Below are 26,571 nucleotides of genomic sequence, written 5' to 3'. Positions count from 1 at the left end.
AGGAATGGCGCCGACTCGAACCCTTTTACTTCGCTTGCAGCTGGCCACCTATGATTACTTCTTGCACAGGATTTTCGCCGAGCCAGTACGGTATTTCCTCCAGAGTGGGCACCTGCAGCATCAGGATATCGGCGCGCTTCCCCACTTCCAGGCTGCCGCATTCCTGTTCCTGACCCATGGCCCAGGCAGCATTAAGGGTAACGCCCGCAACGGCTTCCATCGGCGTCAGGCCCATTTTCAGGCACGCCATCGATAAGGCCAGCCACAGGTTTTTACTAGGGCAGGAACCAGGGTTAAAGTCGGTGCTGATTGCAACGGGCAAACCAGCATCAACAAAGGCGCGGCCCGGAGCATAGCGCTCCTGCCGCAGAAAAAGCGGCACTAAGGGCAGTAGCACGCCCACCGTTTGGCCTTCGGTAACGTGAGCAATGCGGGCGGCGGCTTCCGGCGTGAGGTAGTCGGCGTGGTCGATGCTGATGGCGCCTAGCTCGGCGGCCATTTCACAGCCGCCAAGGTCGTGGAGCTGCTCGGCATGAATTTTCAGCTTGAAGCCCATTTTCCGCGCCCGCACCAAGTACTGCCGCGCCTCTGCCACTGAAAACGCGCCTTCTTCGCAGAAGATATCCACGAAGGGCACGGCCGCTGGGTCCAGGGCCGGCAGCACCTCTTCGGCCAACATCGAGAGGTAATCAGCGGGGCGGCCTTTGTACTCGGGGCCGGGCACGTGGGCACCCAGAAAGGTAGGCACTACCCGCACCGGCTGGCGGCGGCCCGCTTCCTGGGTTAGGTGCAGCAACCGCTGTTCCGTTTCCCGGTCGAGGCCGTAGCCACTTTTCGCTTCCAGAGTAGTGATGCCGTAGCGCCGGAAGCCGGCCAGGTGATGCAGCGCATTTTCAAGCAGCTCCGCATCGGAGGCGGCGCGGGTGGCGCGCACCGTGCTCAGAATACCGCCGCCGCTAGCCAGAATATCGAGGTATGACTCGCCCTGAAGCTTGCGCTGAAACTCGTGGGCCCGGTTGCCGCCAAACACCAGGTGCGTATGGCACTCCACTAGGCCTGGCATCACTACCCTGCCCCCGGCATCCAACACGGTAGTGGTGGCCGAAATCTGGGTGGCATCCAGCTCTTGCATAGTCCCTAGGGCCACAATGCGGTCTTGCTGGCACGCAATGTAGCCGTTGGAAATGATGGCCCAGCTGCGCTGAGCCGGGCCCGCCAATGGCCGGCTGGGAACCGGCCCGGCCAGGGTCAGGAGCTGTCCACAATTTTGGATTAGTAGCGAGTAGGCCATGCGCAGGCAAATGAAAAAGAAGTGCCCTCAAATATGCGCAGAAGCTGGAAAGTAGCCCCCGGTTTGGGACCGTTGGTACCCTAGGGTCCAAGCTCAAACCGACCGTTTTTCTTCTTGCACCAAGAAGCCTCGATGCACCCGCCAAGCCTTGTCGTGGCGGATTTCGCTGCTACCTGCTTTATCAGACTTAAGGAAATAATTACTAGACCATTAAGCAATTACAAAAGACAAAGCTAACATCCATATTCTTCTATCTATTTAGAAGTAAGCAGGGTTTACTGCTCAAGTTTTGTATATTGTTTTAGGATTTATCCGTAATGAAACACGCTTAAGTCAATTTGCCGTTCCGCCTTTACCTGCCGCTATGAAAAAGACATTACTTTTTGTTCTCTTACTGGGTAGCCGGGCGCTGTGGGCGCAGTTTCCGAAAGAAACGAACAGCTTTGCCGTAACCTCGCCTTGCCCGGGAAGCACTGCAACTGCATCGTCTTTGCAGAAAATCAATACGGATGGAAGCATGACCCGCGTGGGCACCATCCGGACGGCAGCTGGCACAGAGCTGGTAATCAACGGCCTGGGCTATAATGCAGCCGACCGGAGCGTGTTGTACGGCATCCGGGTGGTAACGCCTACCGTTGCCTCTATTCTTAGCAACACTCCGCCCGACCTGTACCGCATCAACCTGAGCACGGCGCAGGCTACCTTCGAAACGCCGCTCACCTCGCCCGATACTCCTCCTGAAAGCGAGCTCACCCCCCGGGCATCGGGCGAGACGTCCTTGGATCTGCGCCAGACCCTGACCTTTGTGGCCGACAGCGACCCTAATTCCCGGTATTACGTTGGCGGGGTTACGTTTCGGGTGCTGGCGCAGAGTTTTTTTGGGTTTCCAAACTTCAGTACGGCCCGCGTAACGGATGTGCGCCTGTATGTAGGCACCTTAAATCTGACCAGCATAGCTCCTCCCACCTGGAACCGCCTCGATATCTCTGACCCTGCTACAGCCGCGGTTGTCGAGGATTTTCGAGTCCGGACGCAGGCGTATATCCGCAGTGGCTTTACCGGCACGGTGCCCGATGGCGGTATTCAGGACTGGGTATATGAAAAAGCAAGCGGCCGGCTGGTCAGCTACCTGGGGCAGAGCGGCCAGTACCTGACCATCAGCAACCCGGCATCGGCACCAGTTGGAGTCACTACCACGCCCACAATTCCACTGCCGGCCGTCTCGAACGGCAGCACCGACAAAAACATCGGCTCCATGTTCTCAGATGTTTTTAACCAGGTATATGTGGTGCGCGCCGCTACCGGCGAAATTCACAAGATTGATGCTACCACTGGTAACTATGTAAACAAGTCGTTTGGGGCGGCCCTGGGGTGCAACCGCGGCGATGCTGTAAGCTTTGCCGATGCCCTACCCCTGCCCGTAACCCTAACCCGTTTTGCGGCCACCGCCACCGGCGAAACCGTGCGCCTGACTTGGGCAACGGCTACGGAGCAGGCCGCGGCGTATTTTGAAGCCGAACGGAGCGCCGACGGCCATACCTGGGAGCCCGCCGCCCGCGTAGCTGCCAGCAACCGTCGGGATGGCAGCACCTACCAGGCACAGGACCTCACGCCCCTGCCGGGCCAATCGTACTACCGCCTCGCCATGCATGACCTTGATGGGCGGGTTGCGTACTCCCAGATTCAAACGATAACCCGGACCCGAGATGCTAGGGTGGTAGCGTACCCCAACCCCGCGCATGAGCAACTTAACGTGCAGCTCCCAGACCCCAACGCCACGGCCCAACTGGAACTGCTGAATGCGCAAGGACAACGGGTGTGGCAGGGACAAAGTGAGGCCGGCGCGGCGCAGCTCCGTACCACTGAGTTCCCCGCGGGTTTTTACCTGTTGCGCGTGCGGCAAGCCGGCGCCACGCACACCAGCCGGGTGGTGCTGGCAGGTCACTAGCCCGCCAACGGCCTTAAATCAAACCGGCCGCTACTCCTTGCGAGTGGCGGCCGGTTTGGCGTTACAGAGGGGCTAGTGCAGCGGCCTTTCCATCACCACGGAGTACACCATCGGGAGGCGGCCAGCGTGCTGTGGTAGTTGAAAGCGGCCGGGCGCTACCTCCTCCAGCCCCACAAAGCAATTATAGGGCGAGTAATCGTACTCCTGAAAGTCGCGCAGCAGCAGGCCTTGCCGCAGCAGGCTGCCTAGCACTTCACCTAGGTCGTGGTTCCAGGAGACGGAACGGTTGGTAATGGGCGCCGCCTGGTCGGCGTAGGTTCCGGTGGTTTCCTCCTCAATCGTTTCGCGGTTGAAGTAGTTGTACTGCACACGGCTGAACTGCTCATCAAACATCCAGACGACGGGATGAAACTCCACCAGCACCAGTTTGCCACCAGGGCGCAGGTAGTGTTTCACCACCGCGGCCCACTTGTCTAGGTCGGGTAGCCAGCCCAACACGCCGTACGTGGTAAATACCACATCAAAGCCGGGCTCAGCGGGCAGCACGCGAGGCAATTCGTACACATCGGAGCAAATAAACTCGGCCGGCAGGTGCAGCTCCGTAGCCAGCTGCCGGGCGGCGGCAATGGCTTGGTCTGCTAAATCGACGCCGGTTACGGCCGCGCCCAGCCGCGCCAGGGAAAGCGAGTCCTGCCCGAAATGACACTGCAAGTGCAGGATGCGCTGCCCCCTGACATCTCCCAGCAGCGCCAGCTCGATCGGGTTCAGCGAAGAACGGCCCGCCCGGAAGCTGGCCACATCATAGAATGCAGAGTTCAGATGATATTCCGTTTTGGCGTTCCACAGGGTGCGGTTCAGATCGAGGTAGTCGGGCTCATCGGGCATTCCGAAATATATCAACCAAGCACATACAAGCCTAATGCCCGGGTTTCCCGTACGTGTCTGGAGTCTTATCCAAAGTCGTATGCCCTTGCCTGCCCCCACTGACGCGCCCCTTATCCTGACGCTTACGCTCGACGAACCCACGCAACAGCTGTTCAATGCCTTGCGGCAGCAGCATTTTCCGCCGGAGCGCAACTACTTGCAAGCCCACGTGACGCTGTTTCATCATTTGCCTGGGCCCGAGCAAACAGCCATTGAATCTCACCTTCAACAGGTTACCGCCAACATACCACCGCTGCCACTTGCCGTTACGGGCCTACGGTTTCTGGGAAGGGGCGTGGCCTATGATCTGGAAAACCCGCGGCTGCGCCCCCTGCACAAGCAGCTGCAGCAGGAATGGGCTAGCTGGCTTACACCCCAGGATAAGCAGCCACTGCGCCCCCACATTACGGTGCAGAACAAAGTAGCGCCCGAGGTAGCCCGCGCTTTGCACCAGGAGCTTTCAAACCGGTTTGCTCCGTTTGCGGGGCTAGGGACGGGGCTCGGGTTGTGGGCCTACCGGGGCGGGCCGTGGGAACTGCTACGGCAGTTTGCGTTCACGGGCGCTGCGTAGCGCTTACTTTTTGCGGGGCGTGATGGTGTGCGTCAGGCTTTTGAAGTTGGTAAGCGCCGTCTCGAAATCCTGGCGGGCTACCCCTTGTAGGGCCACGGCCGTGCTACCGATAATGCTCACCTGCTGATACACCATCACCCGCTGCCCCTGCAATTGGGCATATCCTTCGGTTTCGTAGGTTACTAGGTCGTTTACTTTCGACGACGACATTTTGCGGGCCGTATACCCCGTAAGGCCGGCGCGGCGGCTCATGGCCTGCTGGCTGATATAGGCGGCCGTAAGCGACGGATTGTAGGCGTGGGTGGTTACTACCAGTACGGGCTCCGTACCGTAATCGGGCTTGCGCTGCCCGCTCAGCGTGTAAGTATAAGTGCCATAGCTGGCCTCGGCCAACGCAAACGGCGACTTTTTCTCATCCAGCGCAAACACAGCCGTGGCTGCCGAAGCTACTTCTCCAGCTCCTGCTTTCTGGTAGGTAGCCGAAAGCAGACTGCGGCGCAGTGCCGTGGCCGTGGCCGTATCGGCGGCGGGGTAGCGGGCATCGAGCAGCACGGCAAAAGTAGAGTCGCCGAACAGGAGCTGCATCGACTCCTGCGTGGGCGAAAGCCGCACCCGCGCCATCCGGGCTGGATAGGCGGCTCCACTTATTTCCTTGAAATCAAGCACTTTACTACCCCTCGCCTCAAACCGGGCCTGATTGAACCCTGCTGCCTGCCGGTGGTAGTTGCCGCCTTTCAGGTCATAGACTTGCACCGCGGCTTCGCCTTTTCGGAATCCGGTGAGGCCGGGCGTGGCACTGAATCCGGCGGGCGGCACCAGCCACACCTGCGTACCGCCCACGGCCCGGGCTCCTGCTGGCGCCTGCGCCAAGGTGCTGAAGGGCAATGCCAGCAACCCAATCAACCCGAAAACCCGCGGAGTAATGTAACCTGCCATCAGAAATGCAAAACCAATAGGAGCGGCCATGCTGCCGCTCAGCGGGTGCAAGGTAGGCATGAATAAGGGGGAAGCCTTACACTGGCGTCCAACGTTAGCGCCTAAGCTCGTATAAACGGTGGCTTTCTTATTATTGAAGCCCCAATCCCTGTTCCTTATGAAAGCGCTCCTGCTGATTGATATTCAGAACGATTTTCTGCCCGGCGGCTCGCTGGCCGTTCCCGACGGCGACGCCATTCTGCCCCTGGTTAACCAGTTGCAGCCCACCTACGACCTAGTAGTAGCCACTCAGGACTGGCACCCGGCCCGGCACGAAAGCTTTGCGAGCCAGCATCCGGGCCACCAGCCCTTCGACCAGATTGACCTGCACGGCCTGCCCCAAACCCTGTGGCCCGACCACTGCGTGCAGGGCACTCCCGGAGCTGAGTTCAGCGCACAGCTGGAACAGAACCGGATTGAGGCCATCTTCCGCAAGGGCACTTCACCGGAAATCGACTCGTACAGCGGCTTCTTTGACAACGGCCGCCGCAAAAGCACTGGCCTGGCCGACTACCTCCGCGGGCGGGGCATCCGGGAGGTGCACCTCTGTGGCCTCGCCGCCGACTTTTGCGTGAATTTCTCGGCGCTGGATGCGCTGCGCGAAGGCTTCGAGGTTACGGTTCTGGAGGCGGCTACCCGCGCTATTTCCGTTGAAGGGTACGCCCGCGCCCGACAGGAGCTGCTGGCGCGGGGCGCGCAGGTGTGCTAACCTTTCCGGTAGCTTTCAGGTAGAAAAGGCTTCGTTGGCCGCCGCGTCTACTTCTGCGCGGGGCAGCTGCACCTATGACTGATTTCTTTACTGACCTGGAAACCCTACGCCGGATTCTGCACACCGGAGGCGTGGTGGTGGGAAGTTTACTTGCGGGCTGGTTTCTGAAAAAAGTATGTTTCTGGCTACTGGCAGCCTACAATCGGCGGGAGCCTATACTGCTGGCAACCTCCGTACTTCGGCACCTGAGCCAGCCTAGTAACTGGTTTTTTCCGGTGCTGGTGCTTTCGTTTCTGCTGCCGCTTACCGCCCTAGAAGCGCGCCCCCTGGAAGTAGCCCGGCGCCTAGTGGAAACGGCCCTGCTGACCACGTTTGCCTGGGGCCTGGTGAAAACCGTGGACGTGGTGGAAGACTTGGTGCTGCACCATTACCGCCTCACCGATGACGATAACCTGCAGGTACGCAAGCTGTTCACGCAGCTGCAGTTTGTCCGGAAGCTGGTGGTTTCGCTTATTGTGTTTGTGGCCATTGCGCTGGTACTAATGAGCTTTGCCACGGTGCGCAAAATCGGGACGGGCTTGCTCACCTCGGCGGGCATTGCGTCGGTTATCGTGGGGTTTGCGGCCCAACGCTCCATCAGCAACCTGCTGGCCGGCTTCCAGATTGCCTTCACGCAGCCCATTCGGCTGGATGATGTGCTGGTGGTGGAGGGCGAGTGGGGCCGGGTTGAGGAAATTACGTTTACCTATGTGGTGCTGCGCATCTGGGACGAACGGCGGCTGGTGCTTCCGCTTAACTACTTCATTGAGAAACCCTTCCAGAACTGGACCCGCACGGCCTCGCAGCTGCTAGGCACCGTATTTCTGTATACCGATTACACCATTCCGGTAGACGCGCTTCGGGAAGAGCTGAAACGAATTGTAGGCGATAATCCGCTCTGGGACCAGCGGGTGTGCGTGCTGCAGGTCACGGATTCCAAGGAGCGCACTCTGGAGTTGCGGTGCCTGGTGAGTGCCTCCAACTCCAGCCGCGCCTTTGATTTGCGCTGTGATGTGCGCGAGAAAATGGTGCACTTTATTCAGGCGCACTACCCCCACGCGCTGCCCAAAACCCGGGCCCTCACCGAGGCCACCGACCAGCCGTTTACCGCCGCCAGCAGCTCAACCATAGAATAGGAAATTCGGATGCGGGAACTCATTGGTTAAGCTCTACCTTAGCAGATTGGGAGCCCATCAAGGAGCGGTGCATACGCCGCTTTTGGTTTGATGGCTCTTCGTTTTTTGCTTCATGATTCAGCTCGAATACTTCACCCCTGCCGATTTTTCCCAACTCATTACCTGGATTGACTCCCCGCACCTACTCATGAACTGGTCGGGCCCGATGTTCAACTACCCCCTCACGGCGGATAAACTGGAGTGGTACATCCAGGATACCAACGATGTGGCTGCTTCGGATGTATTCATTTTCAAGGCCATTGACACTACCACTAGCCGCGTAGTGGGCCATATTTCGCTGGGCAGCATCAGCCAGAAAAACTCCTCGGCGCGCATCAGTCGGGTGTTTATTGCCCCTGCTGAGCGGGGCCGCGGCCTAGCCAGCCGCATGCTCACCGAAACGCTGCGGTTTGGCTTTGAGCAGCTCAGTTTGCACCGCATTGACTTAGGTGTGTACGATTTCAACGAAGCCGCCATCCGGGCGTACACCCGGGCCGGCATGCACGCTGAAGGCCGCTCGCGCGACATTCTAAAGTACGAAGGCGAATACTGGAGCCTCATTGAAATGAGCATGCTGCAGCACGAGTGGCGCGCCTTGCATCCCGTCAGCCAAACACTGGCCGGTTCAGCTCAAGTAACCACCTAGTAAACCAGAAGCACCCGGTTACATTTTCCTAGGCTGCACCTACACCAAAAGGCCGACGAAGCGCATGCTGGGTCGGCCTTTTGCTGTGGTGGCTATTAGCGGTTGTTGATCAGCTGAAAGCGGGCATCCATTTGCTGGCGGGAAGCCTGCCGGATTTCTTCGGAGGTTCCGTAGCCCACTTCCTCCTCGCCGGCGGCCAGGCGCTGCATCACAGAGTCGGCAAAGTCATGTACGGGCACGCCAAACGTGTGCAGTCCGGCCCCGCCCAAGTCGGTGTTCACGGCGGGCGGCACTATTTCCAGCACTTTAATGGCCGTAGCAGCCAGCTGATGGCGCAGTGAAAGCGTGAAGGAATGCAGCGCCGCCTTCGTAGCGCTGTAAATCGGGGCCGAAGCCATGGGGGCAAATGCCAACCCCGAGGTAACGTTAATAAGTACCGGGCGCTCCTGCTGCAGCAAATGAGGAATAAACAGCGTGGTCAGGTGAATAGGCGCTTCCACGTTTATTACCAGCTCCTGCCGGCGAGTTTCCCACTCTTCTTCCTCGGTGAGTTGCAAGCGGCGCTGGATGCCGGCGTTATTTACTAGCACGTTCAGACGCGGAAACTCCTGCTGCGCCCACGCCAGCAAGGCCACCCGTTCGGCAGCCTCCGCCACATCACAGACCCGCGTATGCAAGCCCGGGAGCTGCTGCCGGGCTTCCTGCAGCTTATCCTCGCGCCTTCCTACAGCCAGCACGGTGCTGCCCGCCCGCATAAACCGCTCCGCCAAGGCTAGCCCAATGCCCGAGGCACCGCCCGTAATCAAAACCGTATTTCCTTCCAGATGCATACACCAAACCGTTAAATATGCTTCGTAGCGGTCCTGCCACGCAGCGCAGCACCTACCCGAACAGCAATAGCTTGGATGGCAAACGGGGCCTAGTCTTTTTGGTTGAGCCGAGTAGAGCAGTAAAACCTTTCAGCAGCTAAGGCCCGAATTTTACCGCCGCGAATAGCCTCGCAGGTACGCTATTTCTACGGTTCAGCCTCTTGTGGAGGGTAGTGTGGCACAAAAGCCAATATTTTACTCGTATTGCCCCGTGCTTTTCTGTACCTTCCCACTTTCTAATTCAGGTCACTGACCTGCTTTGGCTTAGGTGTCCGCGCATGAAGCACTGCCTTGTCTTTCTTTTGCTCCTGTTGAGTGCTGCTCCGGCTACGGTGCTGGCTGGTACGGGCGTACCTCCTAAATCGGCGGCGGCGCTGGAGCGGGAAAAGGAGCTGGCCATGGATTTGCGCTCTGCATGGCTGGGCACGCCCTTGCGGCGTTTTCAGCACCTAGTGCCTGAGCGGCGCGCTACCCCCTCCTCCATCACGTACTACTCCCGCCCCGATGAAACCCTCAATGTGGGTGGTTTTCAGGTGACGGGCATCAGCTATGGCTTTTACAAAGGGCTGTTGTGCTGCATTGAGCTGCGCGTGTTGGGCGCTACCAATTGCCAAGGCATCCAGACGCTGCTTGCCCGCACCTACGGGCCAAGCCAACTGGCTGCCACTCCTAGCCAGCAGTGGGTTAACCCGCAAGTACGGCTGGTGTACACTGAAATGCCGAAGGGCTTTGCTACGATTGTAGTAGCTAGCACACCGCTGGTAGCCCAGTATCAGGCCGAACGCCAAGCTGCCAGCAACGAAGCCGCCTAGCGCACTAGCTAGTGCGCCGGGTAGTTGTTCTGGGAGCGTTGCACATTTTTTCTCCTCAGAACATGAAACACGATGAACTTGAAGACCGGCAAAACCGGGTGATTTATACTTTTATGGTGGTTATAGCCGCAGCCGCGCTTGGGTTTGCCCTATGGTTCCGGGCGCTCCATCCCTAGCCCCTGCTCACCTTGCAACCTCACTACTTCGCCTGGCGCCACGCCGGGCGTTTTTGTTTGTGGCAGTTTGGCCAATGAGGTGGCATGACAGCAGAACAGTACACCTAGCACTAGTGAAATACAACGGAACAGAGTTGCTCAGCTGGCTGTTGTAACCGCCAATCAATCAGCACTACCAAGGTGGTTGATGGAAAGTCAGCAGTAGTTTCTTTTCAAACAAAGGCTACTTTTTCTGACTTTACCCGTACTTCGTAAGTCCTATTTCTGAAATACGCATGAGCACGACCGATAGCGCTGCTCCTCTCACCGCCGATGTGGTGCTGATTGGAGCCGGAATCATGAGTGCAACTCTGGGCCTGATGCTCAAGGAGTTGCAACCCGACCTCACCATTGCCATTTTTGAGCGGCTCGATGTAGCCGCCGCCGAAAGCTCTGATGCCTGGAACAACGCCGGCACCGGCCACTCGGCTTTTTGCGAGCTAAACTACACGCCCGAAAAGGCTGATGGAAGCATTGATATCAGCAAGGCCATTAAAATTGCCGAGCAGTTTGAGCAGTCCAAGCAGTTCTGGTCGTATCTGGTAGAGAAATATCAGGTGACGGGCGTAACGCGTTTTATTAACCACATTCCGCACCTAAGCTTTGTGTGGGGACCCAAAAACGTGGAATTCCTGCGCAAGCGCCACGCCGCCCTTACGCAGTCGCCGCTGTTTGAGGGCATGAAGTTCAGCCAGGACCGCGCCGAGCTCTACGACTGGATGCCGCTGGTAATGGAAGGCCGCGACCCGCAGCAAACCGTAGCCGCCACCCGCATGGATTTGGGTACCGACGTCAACTTTGGCTCCCTTACCCGCGGCATGTTTAACCTGCTCCAGCAGAAGCCCGGCGTATCGTTCTACTTCCACCACGACGTAGATAAGCTCCGCCGCAAAGAAGACGGCCTCTGGCGCGTGAAAGCCCAAAGCCTCACCGACGATACCACCGTCAAAATCCGAGCGCCCTTCGTGTTTATTGGCGCGGGCGGCGGCTCCCTGCCCCTGCTCATTAAGTCGGGTATTCCGGAAGGTAGCGGCTTTGGCGGCTTCCCCGTGAGCGGCCAGTGGCTGAAGTGCATAAACCCTGAAGTCATTGCCCGCCACCACACGAAAGTGTACGGTAAGGCCTCCGTGGGTTCGCCGCCCATGTCGGTGCCCCACCTGGATACCCGCATGATTAATGGCAAGCAGGAACTGCTGTTTGGCCCCTATGCGGGCTTCAGCACCAAATTCCTCAAGAAAGGCTCTTACCTCGATTTGCCCCTTTCGGTGAAGCTGAGCAACATGCGCCCCATGATTATTGCGGGCCTCAAAAACATGCCGCTCACCAAATACCTCATCAACCAAGTCCGGCAGTCGCCGGAGGACCGGCTGGCAGCTTTGCGCGAGTATCTGCCCGAAGCCCGCGGCGAAGACTGGCAGTTGGAAACGGCCGGCCAGCGCGTACAGGTAATCAAAAAAGACGCGAAGGAAGGCGGCGTGTTGGAGTTCGGCACGGAGGTAGTAGCCGCGTCTGATGGTTCCATTGCGGCGCTGTTGGGCGCCTCGCCGGGTGCTTCTACGGCGGTTAGCATTATGGTGGGCCTTATTCAGCGGTGCTTCCCGGAGCGCGCCCGCACCCGCGAGTGGCAAGCCAAGTTCCAGGAAATGATTCCTTCCTTTGGCAAAGACCTGAATCAAGAACCACAGCTAGTAGAAGAGCTTCGCGCCCGAACCAATGTGGTACTAGGTCTCACGGAGGTTCCAACCCCAACCCAAGCCTAGTAAAGTAATATCGCAACTAAAAAAGCCCGCCGGAACTAATTCTGGCGGGCTTTTTTGCATATTCTGAATTAAGGATTCTCTGCGCTTTACGTCCAGTACAAGAGCGGAGCATGTGGAAAGCGCAGTTGCCATTCCTCAGCAAAAAATTGCTTGAGCGTCCGCATATCATCGGGCTGGTACACGAATTTAGTGCCCCCAAACTTGTTGCGCTTCACGGCGCGAGTGGCCTCCTCCAAATCAAGGGTAGTGTTGGGGTACCACTGCATCAGCACATCTTTCGAGCCGGGCGTAAAGCGGTGGGTTATGCATTCAGCGGTAAGGTCGCAGGGAAAGTCCAGGGTTTCGGCCAAGCGGTCGAGAAGGTCGCGGTACTCCTGCTGCCAGCCCGGCACCGGCATAATGGGGGCTAGCACCACGCCTACCGGGTAGCCCCCACCGCCCTGCTCAGGGGGTAGGGCTAGCTGGCGCAATGCCTTCAGTCGCGCTGCCACCGAGGCTGTACCTCCTTCCAGCCGCCGCACCGCCGACTCGGCGTTCAGGCTGATGCGGGCCCTTGTGTGCCCGTGGTGCGGAAGCTGCAGCAAGGAATCTACCTGATCGAACTTGCTTACAAAACGGAGCCTAGCCCCTTCCCGCTCGCCGTAATACCGGATGCACTCGGCTAAGCTGCCCGTCAGATGCTCAATGCCAAGCACATCGGTATAGCAGCTCACTTCAAAGCTGGTCAGTCGGTTGGGCTGCTCATAGGCGGCCGTGTTCTGCAAAAGCTGGGGCAGGTTAGCGAATACCTTGACCACCGGCGGCCCCGATAAGCTGCCGGCCAGGTAGCAGTACTGACAGTGGGCCGGGCAGCCTTCTGCCAGGTTCATCTGCCAATCGGCGGAGGGTGGTGTGGGCTGCAGCCGCAAGGCACTGGGCGGGGCGCACACCACCGCCAGCGTGCTCTTGGCGCGGCGGTACGTATCCCGGGCATCGTCGCCGCGCACGCCGGTTAGGCGGTTGCTTTTCAGCAGCTCCACTTCCAGCCCGTGGACCGTAACGCGTTCTAAAATCTGTTGCCCAAACGGCTGCTCAAGGGCATCGGGAGTAAACACCACGCGTTTGGGCAGCCATACTTTGGCGGAATGCGTACGCGGCTGAGGCGCCGCAGAAATTAGGTCAAGAGAAGGAAACAGCTGAGGTTTGGTCATAGCTAGTTATAACACCCAAACCGCCTTTATAGCTCCCGTAAAACCTAAATTCCGGCAGTAATTACTGCGCTTTTATGGGGTAGCACAGTTGCCTTTTGCCAGCTACGCTAGATGTACTACGAAGCTCGCGCCGGCAGAAAAATTTCGGCTAACATACACCGCGCGCTACCACCCCCAATGCTTTCAATGGTTGGGATGGACAAGGGCAGCAGCTCGGCGTAGCGGGAGAGTTGCTGGCGCTGCGTATACGTAAGGGCATTGTAGGCGCTCTGCGACATAGCCAGCAGTTCGGGACCAGTAGAGGGTTGCAGCGTAAGCATATTGCCCGCAAAGGCCAGTACCTGTTGCAGCGTGATATCAATAATGTGGTGCCCGGTTTCTGTGAGGGAAGCTTCCACGGCGGCGCGCTCTTTCGCATCCCGGATGCTCTCCAGGCAAATAACTGCAAACTGGGCTCCTACGCACATCATAACATTGGTGTGGTAGATTTCCTGACCCAGTGCATCGCAAGAGCGAAAAGGGACCGGCCGATATCCTAGCGTTTCACACACCTGCTCAAACAAGCCTAGCTCCGTCCGGGCCGACAACCCAGCGTACGCAACGCGGTGCACATGGTCGAATATAATGCTGCCTGTGCCTTCCAGAAACTTGCCTTGCTGCTCGAAATCGGATAAATCAAGCACCTCACGGATAGCAAATTGCTCGCCCAGTGCCTCCAGAATATCGGGGCGGCGCTCGGGTCGGCGGTTGGGGGCACACATAGGGTACAGCAGCACCCGGCCATCGGGGTGAAAGGTACCCCAGTTGTTAGGGAAGACGGCATCCGGGGTGTGCGGCTCCGGCGTATCGTCGAACACGAGGGTCTGGATGCCCCGCCCCCGCAACGTAGCCACTACCGCATCAAACTCGGCAAAAGCCCGCGTCTGTATTGCTTCATCATCCAAGCCAGCCAAAAACCGCTGAAAATGATTGGACCAAGCTGTTTCAACGTTGAACGCAAAGCGAGTGGGCCGAACCAGAAAGACCGTATTGGTAGATTGCATGAGGTGGGTGCGCGGTATAGAAGCTCAAATATCTAGCATTTACCTCACGTTTCCTCTAAGTATAATATTTTTACGAATACTATTTTACAAATATGGCCTTAAAACCCACTATTCATTGGTTTTGTGTTAATGTCTGCTAATGCCGTTTTAAGCAAAATAGTATGCAAGTCAAATCTTCATTCATGGTTTATATCGCACTTAATCAGCTATTTACTCTATTCACCTAAACAAAGGGCTTATGAGTGAAGAAACCATATTTTGATGGGGTATGTCATTTCATAAATTTTGAATTATACCAGTATTTATTAAAATAATATTCCCTATGAGATAGTGTTTTTCAGACTAGGGCCTCAGGGCTTGGCAATCCTGCCTATTACGGCATATAATGGGTCGGAGGCGCCATGTGGTCTGGGGCTGCGGTCGAGTAGCTTGATGGGATTCCAATTTCCGGCCGCTTCCAGGTATCGCCTCACTAGTGCCAGGTGGCCTTGGCTATCGAGGGTGTGCCAGGCGGCAATTGCTTTGGTGGGAAAGCAGCGGTTGGAAAACGTAATGACCAGCGGCGCTTGTGGTCGCAGCACTCGCGCCAGCTCCTGTAGCACTTGCACCGGCTGCGTGAGGTAATCAATGGAAACGCAAATGGCGGCCCCGTCAAAGCTATTAGTGCTGAAGGGCAAAGCAGGTTGCTGGTTAAGGTCTTGCACAACGGCAGAAGTCAGCCTTGGATTGGCGGCCAGCTCTTCGGCGTTCATGCCTAGCCCTACTACTTGCTTAAAGGGTACCTCGACTGGCAAATGGCTGATCCAGCTGCTCATTAAGTCCAGTAGCTCGCTACCCGCCGGGAAATATTCGCGGTACAGTTGGGTCACGGCCTCAATTGCGGCAGCATCAAGGTGCGTTACGAAGCGCGGCTGCTGGTAAAACAGAGCGTCCGGCGTTTCATCGGCCCGGCGGAAGGTATGAGCGGGAAAAGCAGATTGGTGCTCGTCGTGCATGAAAAAGCGTTTACAAAGCCTGAAAAACCATTTCCTTATACTTGACTGCTTGTTTGTTGCTCCGCACTACCTGGCATCACACAACCAGCCATGATGTTAGCAAGCATCACGCGTTAAAAAGGTTTTGGCGGGCTAGCATCTGCTGCGTAAGGCTGCTACCAAAGCCACTTTTACTCTAGTTTAGGCCTAGTGAAAGGCCCATAGGCTGCTTCGCGCACCAGATATTGGCATAAAAAAAGAAGCATGCCCTAAGGCATGCTTCTTATCTTCTACGAAGGAGAAGGTCAGTTAAGCGCGACGCACTTTAACAGCGTTCAGCCCTTTACGGCCTTGCTCTACTTCGAACTCAACCTTGTCGTTGTCGCGAATTTCGTCAACGAGGCCGGTTACGTGTACAAAAATGTCTTCGCCAGTTGCGGCGTTGTTGATGAAACCAAAGCCTTTGGTTTCATTGAAAAATTTTACGGTTCCTGTCTGCATGATGCTAGGAGTGAATGATGATGAAGCAACCAGCAGCGAAACCCTATTGTTAATTCAATACGCGAATTAATGATAGTGACACGAGGCGATTTGCCTTTAACGATGTAAAGATAGGCTTTATTTTTCAAACGCCCTCCCCTACTCTCAGTATAGCCGCTCTACCCCACTGCTTCCACTAGTGTAAGCACGTGGCCAAATAGGCACCAACCGCATTCCATTTACTTCATTATCAATCAGTTCACCGCCCTTGCATTACAATTGACGTAACGTAGCAAGTAATTTACCCGGCCTGCTCTCACCCTATCAATTCCCGGTCTACTAGCCAAGGGGTTGCCTTAAACCTATCAACTGGAGAGTGAAGACATATTGATTAGGGTTCAGGTGTGCCGGTGGCCTAGTAAAAAGCAGTTCTACAGTGCGCAAATAGTGCTAAATTAGCTGAGCACTCTATTGAAACGCGCCTTTTTTATCAAGTACTATGCGGTGGTTTATCCTACTTCCTTTGGTTTTATCGAGCGCACTTGCGCAGGCACAACAGGCTAATATTGAGCAGGTAGGCGCTGCAGGGCAATCGAACCTTAACGCATTGGGTACTGGTGCGGCAGCCCCTATCTATATGGGGCGTACCGATGGTGTTGAGGGCTCGCCGTACGCAGATAAGCGCTGGCTCCAGGCCAACCTGACGATGAGCAGCCAGGTGCCACTGGCGCCGGTACCACTTAAGTACGATGTACTGAATCAGCGCCTCATCATGCGCAAGCAGGGCACTTCTACTGACTCCATTCAACTGGATGATAGGCTGCTGCTCAGCTTTGTGCTGCAGGAACCCGCTACGGCTACCAGCCCAGCGCGCAGCCGGGTGTTTCGGCGCTTTACTGAGGCCCCCGTGCAGCAGCACCGCACCCAGTTTGTGGAAGTGCTGCACGAGGGCAAGTACGTACTGCTTAAGCAACACCTGAAGGCCGTGCGCAAGGCTCCCGTACGTTCCGGCTACGGCGTTGATGTCCAGTCGGCGCAGGTAGAGGACGTATCGGTGTACTATGTGCGCCGGCCCAATGCCGAGGTGGTTCCGGTGAAGCTGAACATGAAAAGCCTTACGGCCGCTGCCCCCGCACTGGCCCCTGCCCTGAAGGGAGCCAAGCCGGCCACGGAAGCAGACTGGGTGGCGCGGCTGGCCCAGGCCGACCCAAAGTAGCGGGCGGGCACCATTGCTACCCCTGCGCACTTACCGAACCGGGCGCAGGGCGTCTTTGCGCATCCAGCCGGTGCTGGTCACGTTCTCCCAGTTCGTGAACGTCACGTATACCGCCTCGCCACGCTCCTCTCCCAGCCTTACTTTATCGCCGCGCACGCAATGGGCTTTGCGGGGCTGACTTAGGTCAGCGGAATTGTAGAAGTATGACTTGGCCGCCTGCACTACCGCTGTTTTGGCATTGGCCATGCTAGCTCTGGGGGCCGGAGCAGGCGCTGCTTCTTTGGGCGGTTCCATTTCATAGCTGAACTCAGTGGGCTCAGTGCTTGCAGCGGGCTTTCGGGCAGCTGGGCGGGTGCGGTTTTGCGCTTCCATGGTGCTGGGGCTGGCGGCCAGGCGTCCAAGCTCAGCAGCCTTCAGCCACCCCGTAACCGTAGCGCCGTTCGGCGTTTTGAATCGCGTCCTGACGAAACCATCTTGCTGCTCCTCGCCATACAGCACGTCGCCCCGGAGTAGGTATCTGCCGTTGGGCTTGGTATGCTTCGGCGAGTCGTAGAAGTAGGCCGTTTCCACTACCACGCGGTAGCGGTTTTCCGCACGCATCGGTTGGCCGACATCGGCTCTATCATCGGGATCTGGGGTGTTAGCAGTAGTAGCGTTCTGGTCTTCCCGAGGGGTAGTGGCTGTATCGGTCCGAAGCTCGGAGCTGCGGCTGGCTTTCTCATCGGAGCAGGAAGTCAGCAGCGCGGCCCCCAGCAGAAGGACGTGTACCAGTGTGCGGGCAGTAGGTTTGGCCTTTGAAGAGAGGTAGCCAAACCCGAAGGTGTGGTCTGCAGCGAAGGGAAGCTGGCTCATGGGCACGTGGGGTTGGGTAGCAGCGGTTACTTTCCTTGGCGTACGTAGGTTCAGGCCCCGGGTAGCTTACTGTGGCGCTTCCCTACACCCACCAAGCCTCAAAATTCCGCCCAGCCCCACAATGATAAGCCCACTCTCAGGCTCCGTGACCTGCTAGGGCATACGGCCGATGCGCGCCGTTTGGGCAGCGCTAATACCTAGTACTGCGACTCAGCATTGACCACAAACGACTTGAGCAGAATCAGCATTCCTTCCCCAATATCGGGTAGCAGGGCATTCAGAAAGTTGGACCGGTACGGGTTGAAATAGCCCTTGAGCCGACTGAAATCATCTTCCGTCAACACCTGAAACCCCATGGACCACTCCTGAAAAACCCGCTTTGTGATGGGCCCGTCTGAAAGGGTCAGGACGTTGGTATGTCGGTAATCGGCCTGAATAGTGGCGTACATCTCGTGCACCACTTCCTTCTCCCCTTCCAGCACCTGCAAGAAGTCGCCGTTGCCGTACAGCAGTACACCTGAAATGCCCAGCCGGCTGTTGTTAGCGCGTGACTGTTGCAACAGAAACTTCAGTTCTGCAGGGGTGGGCAGGCCCACGGCATTGCTCTGGTAGACAATATGGTGCACAGCCAACACGATATATCCGGATATGCATGCCCCAACTTAACAAGCAGCGGCGCTAAGAATACATCTTCTTAAGTAAGCTAACGATTCAGCAGCGAACTATCAAGCTCCTCCATATGGCCGTACCAACGGTTCGGCTTCGCAGCTACCCTAGCGACTTGCGAGGCCAGCGAATAAAGTTTACAGCAACAGAAAACCAGACACTTTCCACCTGCCAAATAGCCTACCTTTCGCATATGAAACAGGCTTTCGTTGCAACAGTAGTGGTGCTATCGGCTTTTTGCCTTGGCTGTCAGAAGGATGAGCCGGCGCAGCTGGAAGGCCGCTGGACCCAGAAATCCTATACTATCCTGCAAACCTCGTATCTCGGCCCTACACAACCCACCTCCTATCAATCGGAGCCTGATAACTTCATTGATATTTCAGCCCAAGACATTGCGTATCGCAGCCCCCGGCTCTCGGGGCCGCTCAATCAGCCGTACACGCGCCAAGGCAAAAAGCTATTTATTGCCGCTGGTACCCTAAACAGCCGAATTGAGACTATAGAAGAGCTTACCGATCATACCCTGATGCTACGTACGGCGCAGCGCAGCGGCATAGCCCTACAGGATTCGCTTATCCGGCAGTTTTACTACACCCGCTAGCCTTCCGGCCAGCGCTACCTTCACAACCTTCCGGCTAGGCCCACGGTATTACCAACTCTTGGTTGAGCTTGGCCAAGCCCCTAGGGCCGGTTGCGCCGCCAAGTTGCCCGGCCAGTTACATATTGATGCCCTACAACCCACTCCTGATGATGGCAGCACATACGCCTGTTTCCTCCCCCAACACCCCTAGCGAGCCAGCCACCGTTGTCCTGGCGGGCGCTACCGGAGCCCTCGGGTTGCTTATTGCCCACCACCTGCGCCAGCGCGGCGCCACGGTGCGGGCTTTGGTGCGGCCTGGCGCCAGCACCAAAGCCGAGGCTACCTCGTTGCGGCTGCAGGGAGTAACGGTAGTGGAAGTAAACTACTCCGATGTCGCGGCGCTCACCACGGCCTGCACCGGCGCAAGCTGCGTGGTTTCGGCCGTATCGGGGCTGCGCGAGGTGATTGTAGACCTGCAAACGCGCCTACTGGCCGCGGCTGTAGCAGCGGGTGTGCCCCGCTTCATCCCTTCCGATTTCTCCATCGATTTTACTAGGCTGCCTGAGGGCTCAAACCGCAACCTGGATTTGCGCCGGGAGTTTCAGCGCCACCTCGACCAGGCTCCCATTCAGGCTACCTCCATCCTCAATGGAATGTTCACAGATTTGCTGACCGGGCAGGCGCCAGTAGTGTTGCAGGGCCCACGACGGGTAGTGTACTGGGGCGATGCCGATCAGCCGCTCGATTTCACCACAATGGTTAACACCGCTGAATTCACGGCCGCCGCCGCCCTCGATGCCACTACTCCCCGCTACCTGCGCATAGCCGGCGAAGTGGCCAGCATCCGCGGGCTGCAGGCAGCCGCAACGGCCGCTACCGGGCAGCCGTTTAAGTTGTTTCGGGTTGGGAGCCTAGGCGCCTTTGCTACCGTCATCAAGGTCACGAAAGCCCTGATGCCAGCCTCCAATGACGTATTTCCGCCGTGGCAGGGTATGCAGTACCTGCACAACATGTTCAGCGGCCTACCCAAGCTAGACCCGCTGGATAATGCCCGCTACCCCGACATCCGATGGACGAGCGTGCGGGAAGTGCTAGCCGTCAGTAAGTAGTACCCTTGCTCCCCCCAACAACAGCGCAGGCCGCCCAAAATATTCTGGGCGGCCTGCGCTGCTGTTGGGGGGAGCGTTTCTAGAGTAGGTAACTGCCTCAGATTAAGGAAGGTCATTATAGGTTAGCACCCGCACGTTGGGCATGGCTTCAAGCATGCGCTGCATCACTAGGCCATGAGCCGAGCCAACAGCCACCATTACTCGGCGGGCTCCCTGCTCCCGGGCCTGGCGCACGATGTTCTCGCACATACCTTGGTTGCGGAGTGCCCACTGGGCTTTCATCTTTTTCACGGCTTCCGTTGGGAAGCCCGGAGCCCCATACAGCGGTTCATCGCCGAAGAAGTTCAGATCATCGTTGAATTTACCAAAGGCGGGGTCGTTCATGACCTTGTACACTCCCTCCGTGGTTGTGGGCGCGTTCAGGTAGGCAAAAAAGGCGGGCTTGGCTTTGGCTATCTGCCGAAAAGTGGCCGCCTGCGGCGTCGTTGAATCGGCCTTGAAGGCGGTTTGAAGAGCTAAGTATTGGCCATAGGCTTCCCCAGAAGCCTCATCAAAAGCCCCGCCGTACCGCTGGCAGTCCATGGCATAAATCTGGTCCTGGCCCAACTCCTGCAGCAGCGGGAAGAAGATTCGGTGATACTCCGTGAGCGGGCGCACCAGTTTGGCCGCTTTATACAAGGAGTCAGCGGACCCGAAAGCCTGGGTGTAATAGGCCTTATCGGCGGGGCTAAAGCTGCTTTTAGAGGCTTGCTCCAGCTGATAAAGCTGATATTCTGTATTGCCCCGGTCGTAGGTATAGGCGTAGTAACGGGCCAGATTTACGCGCTGCTGGTGTAACTGCGGATTCTTGCGCAACTGGCGGCGCACAGCTGTAGCAGCCTTGTCACTTAGAGGCGGCGTCTGCAGTTCGCGTCGCTTCAGATACAGCAAACGCCGCTGGTAGGGCGTGGCCTCGTACTGGTTGGCCGGTAGCTGCCGGGCATCGCTGGGGGCAAGATATTCGCCAAAAACCAGTTCCGGACGGTAAGCTTTTAGCTTATTGATAATAGGACGGTAGCTGGCATCTGGGTCACCGTTGTAGTGGGAGGTGCCTACGATAACCACTTCCAACGGCTTTTGCGCCACGGCCGGGTGCAAAAGCCCACCCAATAGAATCCCCCACAGGACAATGATTTTATGCATGATTATGGCTGATATAAAAGAACATGTATATACAATTGCTACAGCAATATAGGGGCAGAATGATGGCACATCATATAACAAGACGTGCTACCCCTACTCAGAAAAAAGAAGTGTAGCGGAACGCCCCTGACTAAAATATTGGCCAGCAGCCGCTGGCTAGGTTCAGTACGGCAGTGCTGTGGCTCAATTAAGGCAGTATACACTCCGAATTCATCTTGTCAGGGCCTATTTGCGTAAGCCCGACATATACAACTATCACCTCCCTCTCTATGGATATACGCCCTCGCGCCACTGCTTCTCACTGGAAACAAAGGGCTTACAGCATCATTTTCGAGTCGGACACCCGGGCGGGACAGCTCTTTGATATTGTGCTGCTGGTGGCCATTGTACTGAGCGTGCTGGCCGTGATGCTGGAAAGTGTCCAAAGCATTAATGCCCGGTATGGGACGCTGCTGCGGATGGTGGAATGGGTATTTACGGGCCTGTTTCTGATAGAGTATATAATGCGGCTGGTAGTAGTGCGGCGGCCTCTGGCGTACGCCTTTAGTGTACTGGGCATCATCGACTTTCTTTCCACCGTTCCTGCGCTGGCGGCACTGATCATGACAGGCAGCCGCTACCTGCTCGTGATCCGGACGCTACGGCTGCTTCGGGTGTTCCGCATTTTTAAGCTAGGGCAATTTATTGGCGAGGGCGAGTTTATCCTGTCGGCGCTGCGGGCCAGCCGCTTCAAGATTCTGGTATTTCTGAGCTCCGTAGTAACTCTGGCGGTGGTGGTAGGCACGCTTATGTATGTGGTGGAAGGCGGCCAAAACGGCTTCACCAGCATCCCAAAAAGCATTTACTGGGCCATCGTGACGATGACTACCGTGGGCTACGGCGATATTTCGCCTGCCACTGTGCTGGGCCAAAGCCTGGCCTCGGTGCTGATGATTATGGGCTACGCCATCATTGCCGTGCCCACTGGCATCGTCTCGGCCCAGATGGCGCAACCCGTTGGTGGCCGGCCCACCGAACCGCCCGCTTTCAAACAGGTAGTGTGCCACGTCTGTCAGGCCCAAAACCACCGTCCCGATGCCGAGTTTTGCTGGCGCTGCGGCGAGAAGCTCTGATTCAGAGTGCAATTAAAAAATATACGTTATACACTAGCCCCTGTTTGGCCGCAAACCTTGCTTACAGGTAAGAAAGCCACCAATACGTGTGCCGCTGCTTGAAGCGCCGATACCAGCTGCAGGGCCCATACAACAAGGCCACCACTACCGCCCACACCACGTAGGCGCGCAGCAAGCTGGGCTCGTACTCCTTGGGCCAGGAAGCCGATGGCGTAAACCCTAGGTTGATAGGGTGCCCAAACGCCCAGCGCGTCCAGAGCCAGGCTCCGCCACTGATGAGCACTAGATGCAGCAGGTAGTAGAAAAACGGCACTTGCCCAAAGGTTCGGAGCCAGCGGGCCACGCGGTTGTCTGCTGTTTCCAGTTGGCTCAGCAGTAGCAACGATACGCCCAGCATCAATGACACAAACAGCAAGGATGGCGGGTACTTGCTCACATTCAGAAACGACAGCACTGTGTAACCCCAGCCCCGAGACTGCACGCTCCAGGGCGAGGGGTCGCCGTACCAATTAGTGAAGCGCAATACCACAAATAGCCCCAGTAGGCCCGCGCCAGCCCTACGTAGCAGTTTCCTTCGTTCGGACAGCGGTTGCGCAAACCACGGCCCTAGGGCGTATCCGGCCAACAGTACTCCTAGCCAAGGCCCTATGGAATAGGCCACCAATAGTGGCGGCAAAGCCTCCAGCGTCAGCACAAACGGGCTGTTGTACACCATGGCCCAACCGGCATTTGCCGTGGTTACGGGCTGCGTAAATGGCAGCGCATCGTGGCCCAGCAGAATAAGCGCGGCCAGCCCTATCAGCACAGAACGAGGCAGCCAGAGCAACCCGGCCAACACCACCATTCCACCCCCAATTACCCAGATCACCTGTAGCAGAATCAGGTCATAGCTCCACTGCAACAGCCAGGTAATGAGTCCTACTTCCATCAGCAGCAACCATAGCCCACGCGTAAGTAAAAACCGACTGGCAGCACCTTTGCTCGCCTTTTTCTGCTGTTGCAGCCAAATGCTTACGCCGGAAAGAAACACAAAAGTGGGCGCGCAGAAATGCGTAATCCAGCGCGAAAAGAACAAGAGCGCGGTGGTGTGCGCCATATCTTCGGGCCGGATGGCCGTGGGGCTCCAGAGCTCTCGCACGTGGTCGAGGGCCATAATCACCATCACTAGGCCGCGCACTATATCCACTGCCTGCACCCGTGGCGTGCGGATAAGGCCAGACTCGGGCATGGAGGGGTTTGGGGCGGTGGCGGGGGTAGCGAGCATGGGCGAAGATAAACGCTTGGCTAGCAAGCTCAAAGCCAACAATAGCCTGCTGGCACTACCCCTGCCACGCCCGTCAACCGCTTGCGTGCGGCATTCCTGAATATTAAATGTATTATGCCCCCATGAAAAAACAACTCTTGCTGGGCGCGGGGCTCAGCCTGCTCCTCTCCTCAGCTGCGTTTTCTCAATCGACCGCGCCTGCGGCCCGCGCGGCCAAGCCGGCTACTACCCCCGTACGAGGCGGAAACCCCGTGTTCCCAGGTTGGTACGCCGACCCCGAAGCCACCATTTTCGGTAAGCAATACTGGGTATATCCTACCTACTCGGCGCCCTATAATCAGCAGGTGTTCCTGGATGCGTTTTCGTCATCTGACTTGGTGCACTGGATCAAGCACCCGCGCATCATTGACACTACCAGCGTAAAGTGGGCACGGCGGGCCATGTGGGCGCCTGCCGTGGTGCAGAAGGACGGCAAGTATTTCCTTTTTTTCGGGGCGAATGATGTGCACGAGGGCGAAATAGGCGGCATTGGGGTAGCCGTGGCCGACCGGCCGGAAGGCCCGTTTAAAGATTACCTGGGCAAACCCCTGGTCGGCAACATTCACAACGGCGCCCAACCCATCGACCAGTTTGTGTTTCAGGACCAGGACGGGCAGTACTACATGATTTACGGCGGCTGGTCGCACTGCAACATCACGCGCCTCAAGCCCGATTTCACCGGCTTTCTGCCCTTCCCCGATGGCTCCATTTACAAGGAAATCACGCCTCAGAGCTATGTAGAAGGGCCGATTATGTTCCGGCGGGCCGGCAAATACTACTTTATGTGGTCGGAGGGCGGATGGACCGGGCCCGACTACTCCGTGGCGTACGCCGTGGCCGATTCGCCGCTTGGCCCTTTCCAGCGGGTAGGCAAAATTCTGCAGCAAGACCCTACCGTGGCTACCGGCGCCGGCCACCACTCCGTGTTACAGGTGCCGGGCACTGATGAGTGGTACATTGTGTACCACCGCCGCCCCCTCACCGAAACCGACCAGAATCACCGCGTCACATGCATCGAGCGGATGTACTTTGATAGCCAGGGTCGCATTCAACCGGTGAAAATCACCAACGAAGGCGTGGCAGCAAAAAAGCTCTAACATCTGCCCTGGCCTTCGTATCTGGCAGCTCCAAAGGTGCTATTTTAGCTGTAGCTTACGCAAAACCTCCCTTCCCGAAAGCTTTCCGGACACATCCGGTTTTGCGTTTTGGGAAGGGAGGTTTCAACTTAAAAATGGGCTAGCACGGAAAGAAAAACTCCACTTCCTGCAGGCGTCCTTCTTTGAATTTCAAGCTCAAAGAAGCATCTGTCGGCGTGCCTTCATAGAAAAAGGGTAAGCTCATCGTCTGCTCCTGGGTGACGGTGCTAGGTGCGCCAGCGGCCTTAACCGCTGCCGGGTAGATGCGGCGCACGTCCTCGAGGGTAGTATGCTGGTTGAGTACAAGCCCACCTATTTTGCCCTGAAACTTGCCCGTCGTCACGTCGAAGCTGTGCAGAATGGCCTGGCTGCCATCTACTTCATACATCGATTTGCCATAGTACCACCAGTCGCCGTTCGGGCTATCGGGTTGGCTCAGGCTTTCCAGCACGCCGCCGCACTCTATAGCTCCTTTGGCAATGCTGTCGGGGCGACCCAACTGCTTCTGCAACACCGTAGTCGAAAGCTCCTGGTGTGGCTTCCCGTTCACTGTGAGCATAGCGTCCTCAACAAACTCTTGCTTAGCGGGCACGACGGCAGGTTGCTGCTGCTGTACGAGCTCAGGTGCGGCGGGCTCGGTCTTGGGGGCAGAAGGGCTGTGTTGGCAGGCTGCCAGGCCGCATAGCCCAAGTACTAGGGGTAAAAATTGCTTCATATCAATGGGGTAAATTATACGCGGGTTTGATGGGGCGCGCAGCTCTTGCCGAGGGCCAAACGCAGGCTACAAACGGCCAATACTAGCGTAACGGGAGTAAAAACCACTCTCTCAACCGTGCTTTCCGATGCCAGATTGCCTAGGGTATTCAGCAGAAACAGGGCGGCCATCAACCAGAGCATTCCGTTAGCACGACCGGGGGCACGGGCACGGCTTTCAGCAGGCCGGCACGCGCGGCCACTACGCCCAGCATCAGCAGATTGATAGCTATGGATACCAGCTCGAAAGCCATCATCTGGCTCTGGTTTTGCAATCGGCCTCCCCACACAATTGTGTAGGGAATTACCCCGCTCATAACAAGCGCGTGGAAGCCCAACGTCAGCGCGATTATGCAGAGCAAGGCCCGGGCGGCGAAGCGTTCGGTCAGCAACCGTTTCATGAGGGGAGGAAAAATTGCCGTGTAAGCAGCGCAATGATAGGCAAAGCGCACGTCAGGAGTACCCACAAAGCATTCTTGGCTGCTTACTGAAGCTACAGCCGGCTAGGGCAGTTTTCCGAAGCAAGTGTAGTGGCGCAACCTTACCCGCTGGGGCTCCCCTACCCCGTTCGGTTAGTGCACTGGCCTATTAGCCGATAGTGCCTGCCGCAGCTGCTCGCTGCTGAAAGTGAGCTTCACAGAGTCCTGGCCACAGTTGACGACCGTAACATAGCTAGTGGCCCAGAGAAACTTTTGCTCCTGCACCGGCCCAAACGCCGACCACGGAATAAACAGCGGCGGGTGGCCCAGGTAAAAGATTTTCCAGGTAGTAAGCCACACGCCCTCCGGAGTACTACCGGCCCGCACGGAGTTTTTGTAGTTGGCCATCCCAATGCGCAGGTACGTCAGCAACGTCCGCTCCACGGTGGCCGGCACCTCGGCCACGGCATACACCCTGGCCAGGCGGCTCCAACCCATCTGGGCCACCAGAAAACTGATGAGGCCAAAAAAGGCCACGAACACCGGAATAAATAACACAGGTAACCAAGGCACAATCGAATGCATGCCCCAACCTACGCCACGCGTCTCATTAGGGTTGAAC

General features: G+C 57.3%; 27 protein-coding genes. 12 read left to right on the top strand and 15 right to left on the bottom strand.

Annotated features, from left to right (window positions below):
* Positions 1-25: 25 nt before the first annotated feature.
* Entirely contained in the window at positions 26-1,291 is a 1,266-nt protein-coding gene (gene hutI, locus ACYVGU_RS04070) for an imidazolonepropionase (protein WP_460621014.1), read from the bottom strand.
* A gap of 364 nt (positions 1,292-1,655) precedes the next feature.
* Between hutI and ACYVGU_RS04065 the strand changes: the two genes are divergently transcribed.
* Positions 1,656-3,239, top strand: a complete 1,584-nt coding sequence (locus tag ACYVGU_RS04065) for a T9SS type A sorting domain-containing protein (RefSeq protein ID WP_460621013.1) — start codon at positions 1,656-1,658, stop codon at positions 3,237-3,239.
* A 72-nt stretch (positions 3,240-3,311) separates the two neighbouring features.
* Here the strand turns inward: ACYVGU_RS04065 and ACYVGU_RS04060 are convergent, their stop codons facing one another.
* Positions 3,312-4,124 carry a class I SAM-dependent methyltransferase gene (locus ACYVGU_RS04060; RefSeq protein ID WP_460621012.1) on the bottom strand — a complete coding sequence of 271 codons (813 nt, stop codon included), beginning with the start codon at positions 4,122-4,124 and terminating at the stop codon, positions 3,312-3,314.
* Between the two features lie 79 nt (positions 4,125-4,203).
* Between ACYVGU_RS04060 and ACYVGU_RS04055 the strand changes: the two genes are divergently transcribed.
* Positions 4,204-4,734: a 2'-5' RNA ligase family protein gene (locus ACYVGU_RS04055; RefSeq protein ID WP_460621011.1), complete on the top strand. Its 531-nt coding sequence runs from the start codon at positions 4,204-4,206 to the stop codon at positions 4,732-4,734.
* 3 nt (positions 4,735-4,737) lie between these two features.
* Here ACYVGU_RS04055 and ACYVGU_RS04050 read toward each other — a convergent pair whose 3' ends face one another.
* Positions 4,738-5,730: a hypothetical protein gene (locus ACYVGU_RS04050; RefSeq protein WP_460621010.1), complete on the bottom strand. Its 993-nt coding sequence runs from the start codon at positions 5,728-5,730 to the stop codon at positions 4,738-4,740.
* Between the two features lie 97 nt (positions 5,731-5,827).
* On the opposite strand from ACYVGU_RS04050, the gene pncA reads away from it, so the two are divergent.
* The 3 genes from pncA (at position 5,828) to ACYVGU_RS04035 (ending at position 8,278) form a co-directional block, all read left to right on the top strand.
* Positions 5,828-6,418, top strand: a complete 591-nt coding sequence (pncA, locus tag ACYVGU_RS04045) for a nicotinamidase (RefSeq protein ID WP_460621009.1) — start codon at positions 5,828-5,830, stop codon at positions 6,416-6,418.
* 74 nt (positions 6,419-6,492) lie between these two features.
* The gene (locus ACYVGU_RS04040; protein WP_460621008.1) at positions 6,493-7,593 is read left to right on the top strand and encodes a mechanosensitive ion channel family protein; all 1,101 of its coding nucleotides are present in this window, start codon (positions 6,493-6,495) and stop codon (positions 7,591-7,593) included.
* Positions 7,594-7,705: 112 nt separating this feature from the next.
* Positions 7,706-8,278, top strand: coding sequence for a GNAT family N-acetyltransferase (locus ACYVGU_RS04035; protein ID WP_460621007.1), 573 nt, complete (start codon positions 7,706-7,708; stop codon positions 8,276-8,278).
* A 95-nt stretch (positions 8,279-8,373) separates the two neighbouring features.
* Here the strand turns inward: ACYVGU_RS04035 and ACYVGU_RS04030 are convergent, their stop codons facing one another.
* Complete coding sequence (locus ACYVGU_RS04030; protein WP_460621006.1) at positions 8,374-9,108, bottom strand: SDR family oxidoreductase; 735 nt, start codon at positions 9,106-9,108, stop codon at positions 8,374-8,376.
* 341 nt (positions 9,109-9,449) lie between these two features.
* On the opposite strand from ACYVGU_RS04030, the gene ACYVGU_RS04025 reads away from it, so the two are divergent.
* Complete coding sequence (locus ACYVGU_RS04025; protein WP_460621005.1) at positions 9,450-9,959, top strand: hypothetical protein; 510 nt, start codon at positions 9,450-9,452, stop codon at positions 9,957-9,959.
* Positions 9,960-10,410: 451 nt separating this feature from the next.
* A complete protein-coding gene (locus ACYVGU_RS04020) occupies positions 10,411-11,934 on the top strand; it encodes a malate:quinone oxidoreductase (protein WP_460621004.1) in 1,524 nt (507 codons plus the stop codon).
* An 86-nt stretch (positions 11,935-12,020) separates the two neighbouring features.
* Here the strand turns inward: ACYVGU_RS04020 and ACYVGU_RS04015 are convergent, their stop codons facing one another.
* The 4 genes from ACYVGU_RS04015 to ACYVGU_RS04000 form a co-directional block, all read right to left on the bottom strand.
* Positions 12,021-13,124, bottom strand: coding sequence for an SPL family radical SAM protein (locus ACYVGU_RS04015; RefSeq protein WP_460621003.1), 1,104 nt, complete (start codon positions 13,122-13,124; stop codon positions 12,021-12,023).
* A 116-nt stretch (positions 13,125-13,240) separates the two neighbouring features.
* Positions 13,241-14,167: a citrulline utilization hydrolase CtlX gene (ctlX, locus tag ACYVGU_RS04010; protein ID WP_460621002.1), complete on the bottom strand. Its 927-nt coding sequence runs from the start codon at positions 14,165-14,167 to the stop codon at positions 13,241-13,243.
* Positions 14,168-14,517: 350 nt separating this feature from the next.
* Positions 14,518-15,162, bottom strand: a complete 645-nt coding sequence (locus ACYVGU_RS04005) for a class I SAM-dependent methyltransferase (protein ID WP_460621001.1) — start codon at positions 15,160-15,162, stop codon at positions 14,518-14,520.
* Between the two features lie 288 nt (positions 15,163-15,450).
* Complete coding sequence (locus ACYVGU_RS04000) at positions 15,451-15,642, bottom strand: cold-shock protein (protein WP_460612356.1); 192 nt, start codon at positions 15,640-15,642, stop codon at positions 15,451-15,453.
* Positions 15,643-16,258: 616 nt separating this feature from the next.
* Between ACYVGU_RS04000 and ACYVGU_RS03995 the strand changes: the two genes are divergently transcribed.
* A complete protein-coding gene (locus tag ACYVGU_RS03995; RefSeq protein ID WP_460621000.1) occupies positions 16,259-16,837 on the top strand; it encodes a hypothetical protein in 579 nt (192 codons plus the stop codon).
* Positions 16,838-16,867: 30 nt separating this feature from the next.
* Here ACYVGU_RS03995 and ACYVGU_RS03990 read toward each other — a convergent pair whose 3' ends face one another.
* Both ACYVGU_RS03990 and ACYVGU_RS03985 read right to left on the bottom strand, forming a co-directional pair.
* Positions 16,868-17,689, bottom strand: a complete 822-nt coding sequence (locus tag ACYVGU_RS03990) for a hypothetical protein (RefSeq protein WP_460620999.1) — start codon at positions 17,687-17,689, stop codon at positions 16,868-16,870.
* Positions 17,690-17,886: 197 nt separating this feature from the next.
* Positions 17,887-18,315, bottom strand: coding sequence for a BLUF domain-containing protein (locus ACYVGU_RS03985; protein WP_460620998.1), 429 nt, complete (start codon positions 18,313-18,315; stop codon positions 17,887-17,889).
* A 233-nt stretch (positions 18,316-18,548) separates the two neighbouring features.
* On the opposite strand from ACYVGU_RS03985, the gene ACYVGU_RS03980 reads away from it, so the two are divergent.
* Together ACYVGU_RS03980 and ACYVGU_RS03975 are read left to right on the top strand one after the other, a co-directional pair.
* Positions 18,549-18,956, top strand: a complete 408-nt coding sequence (locus ACYVGU_RS03980; protein WP_460620997.1) for a hypothetical protein — start codon at positions 18,549-18,551, stop codon at positions 18,954-18,956.
* 125 nt (positions 18,957-19,081) lie between these two features.
* Entirely contained in the window at positions 19,082-20,044 is a 963-nt protein-coding gene (locus ACYVGU_RS03975; protein ID WP_460620996.1) for a Rossmann-fold NAD(P)-binding domain-containing protein, read from the top strand.
* A gap of 102 nt (positions 20,045-20,146) precedes the next feature.
* Here ACYVGU_RS03975 and ACYVGU_RS03970 read toward each other — a convergent pair whose 3' ends face one another.
* Complete coding sequence (locus ACYVGU_RS03970; RefSeq protein ID WP_460620995.1) at positions 20,147-21,226, bottom strand: DUF5694 domain-containing protein; 1,080 nt, start codon at positions 21,224-21,226, stop codon at positions 20,147-20,149.
* Between the two features lie 269 nt (positions 21,227-21,495).
* On the opposite strand from ACYVGU_RS03970, the gene ACYVGU_RS03965 reads away from it, so the two are divergent.
* Positions 21,496-22,338, top strand: a complete 843-nt coding sequence (locus tag ACYVGU_RS03965; RefSeq protein WP_460620994.1) for an ion transporter — start codon at positions 21,496-21,498, stop codon at positions 22,336-22,338.
* Between the two features lie 61 nt (positions 22,339-22,399).
* On the opposite strand, the gene ACYVGU_RS03960 is transcribed toward ACYVGU_RS03965, so the two are convergent.
* Entirely contained in the window at positions 22,400-23,602 is a 1,203-nt protein-coding gene (locus ACYVGU_RS03960; RefSeq protein WP_460620993.1) for a DUF1624 domain-containing protein, read from the bottom strand.
* Between the two features lie 122 nt (positions 23,603-23,724).
* Here ACYVGU_RS03960 and ACYVGU_RS03955 point away from each other — a divergent pair, with 122 nt between their 5' ends.
* Entirely contained in the window at positions 23,725-24,738 is a 1,014-nt protein-coding gene (locus tag ACYVGU_RS03955; RefSeq protein WP_460620992.1) for a glycoside hydrolase family 43 protein, read from the top strand.
* A 139-nt stretch (positions 24,739-24,877) separates the two neighbouring features.
* On the opposite strand, the gene ACYVGU_RS03950 is transcribed toward ACYVGU_RS03955, so the two are convergent.
* From ACYVGU_RS03950 to ACYVGU_RS03940, 3 genes are all read right to left on the bottom strand, one after another.
* A complete protein-coding gene (locus ACYVGU_RS03950) occupies positions 24,878-25,492 on the bottom strand; it encodes a hypothetical protein (RefSeq protein WP_460620991.1) in 615 nt (204 codons plus the stop codon).
* A 169-nt stretch (positions 25,493-25,661) separates the two neighbouring features.
* Positions 25,662-25,931 carry a hypothetical protein gene (locus ACYVGU_RS03945; RefSeq protein ID WP_460620990.1) on the bottom strand — a complete coding sequence of 90 codons (270 nt, stop codon included), beginning with the start codon at positions 25,929-25,931 and terminating at the stop codon, positions 25,662-25,664.
* Positions 25,932-26,102: 171 nt separating this feature from the next.
* Positions 26,103-26,507 carry a hypothetical protein gene (locus tag ACYVGU_RS03940; RefSeq protein ID WP_460620989.1) on the bottom strand — a complete coding sequence of 135 codons (405 nt, stop codon included), beginning with the start codon at positions 26,505-26,507 and terminating at the stop codon, positions 26,103-26,105.
* Positions 26,508-26,571: the final 64 nt, after the last annotated feature.

The sequence above is a fragment of the Hymenobacter tenuis genome (assembly GCF_054780495.1).
This window is presented reverse-complemented; position numbering and strand designations above follow the sequence as displayed.

Bases quoted from the DNA above. Each gene is read 5' to 3' on its own strand.
- ACYVGU_RS04035 (WP_460621007.1), top strand. From the start codon at position 7,706: ATGATTCAGCTCGAATACTTCACCCCTGCCGATTTTTCCCAACTCATT.
- ACYVGU_RS03970 (WP_460620995.1), bottom strand. From the start codon at position 21,226: ATGCATAAAATCATTGTCCTGTGGGGGATTCTATTGGGTGGGCTTTTG.
- ACYVGU_RS04055 (WP_460621011.1), top strand. From the start codon at position 4,204: ATGCCCTTGCCTGCCCCCACTGACGCGCCCCTTATCCTGACGCTTACG.
- ctlX (WP_460621002.1), bottom strand. From the start codon at position 14,167: ATGCAATCTACCAATACGGTCTTTCTGGTTCGGCCCACTCGCTTTGCG.
- ACYVGU_RS03960 (WP_460620993.1), bottom strand. From the start codon at position 23,602: ATGCTCGCTACCCCCGCCACCGCCCCAAACCCCTCCATGCCCGAGTCT.
- ACYVGU_RS04050 (WP_460621010.1), bottom strand. From the start codon at position 5,730: ATGCCTACCTTGCACCCGCTGAGCGGCAGCATGGCCGCTCCTATTGGT.
- ACYVGU_RS03990 (WP_460620999.1), bottom strand. From the start codon at position 17,689: ATGAGCCAGCTTCCCTTCGCTGCAGACCACACCTTCGGGTTTGGCTAC.
- ACYVGU_RS03995 (WP_460621000.1), top strand. From the start codon at position 16,259: ATGGGGCGTACCGATGGTGTTGAGGGCTCGCCGTACGCAGATAAGCGC.
- ACYVGU_RS03945 (WP_460620990.1), bottom strand. From the start codon at position 25,931: ATGAAACGGTTGCTGACCGAACGCTTCGCCGCCCGGGCCTTGCTCTGC.
- ACYVGU_RS03965 (WP_460620994.1), top strand. From the start codon at position 21,496: ATGGATATACGCCCTCGCGCCACTGCTTCTCACTGGAAACAAAGGGCT.
- ACYVGU_RS03975 (WP_460620996.1), top strand. From the start codon at position 19,082: ATGCCCTACAACCCACTCCTGATGATGGCAGCACATACGCCTGTTTCC.
- ACYVGU_RS04005 (WP_460621001.1), bottom strand. From the start codon at position 15,162: ATGCACGACGAGCACCAATCTGCTTTTCCCGCTCATACCTTCCGCCGG.
- ACYVGU_RS04000 (WP_460612356.1), bottom strand. From the start codon at position 15,642: ATGCAGACAGGAACCGTAAAATTTTTCAATGAAACCAAAGGCTTTGGT.
- ACYVGU_RS03980 (WP_460620997.1), top strand. From the start codon at position 18,549: ATGAAACAGGCTTTCGTTGCAACAGTAGTGGTGCTATCGGCTTTTTGC.
- ACYVGU_RS04020 (WP_460621004.1), top strand. From the start codon at position 10,411: ATGAGCACGACCGATAGCGCTGCTCCTCTCACCGCCGATGTGGTGCTG.
- ACYVGU_RS03955 (WP_460620992.1), top strand. From the start codon at position 23,725: ATGAAAAAACAACTCTTGCTGGGCGCGGGGCTCAGCCTGCTCCTCTCC.
- hutI (WP_460621014.1), bottom strand. From the start codon at position 1,291: ATGGCCTACTCGCTACTAATCCAAAATTGTGGACAGCTCCTGACCCTG.
- ACYVGU_RS04060 (WP_460621012.1), bottom strand. From the start codon at position 4,124: ATGCCCGATGAGCCCGACTACCTCGATCTGAACCGCACCCTGTGGAAC.
- ACYVGU_RS03950 (WP_460620991.1), bottom strand. From the start codon at position 25,492: ATGAAGCAATTTTTACCCCTAGTACTTGGGCTATGCGGCCTGGCAGCC.
- ACYVGU_RS04015 (WP_460621003.1), bottom strand. From the start codon at position 13,124: ATGACCAAACCTCAGCTGTTTCCTTCTCTTGACCTAATTTCTGCGGCG.
- pncA (WP_460621009.1), top strand. From the start codon at position 5,828: ATGAAAGCGCTCCTGCTGATTGATATTCAGAACGATTTTCTGCCCGGC.
- ACYVGU_RS04040 (WP_460621008.1), top strand. From the start codon at position 6,493: ATGACTGATTTCTTTACTGACCTGGAAACCCTACGCCGGATTCTGCAC.
- ACYVGU_RS04065 (WP_460621013.1), top strand. From the start codon at position 1,656: ATGAAAAAGACATTACTTTTTGTTCTCTTACTGGGTAGCCGGGCGCTG.
- ACYVGU_RS04030 (WP_460621006.1), bottom strand. From the start codon at position 9,108: ATGCATCTGGAAGGAAATACGGTTTTGATTACGGGCGGTGCCTCGGGC.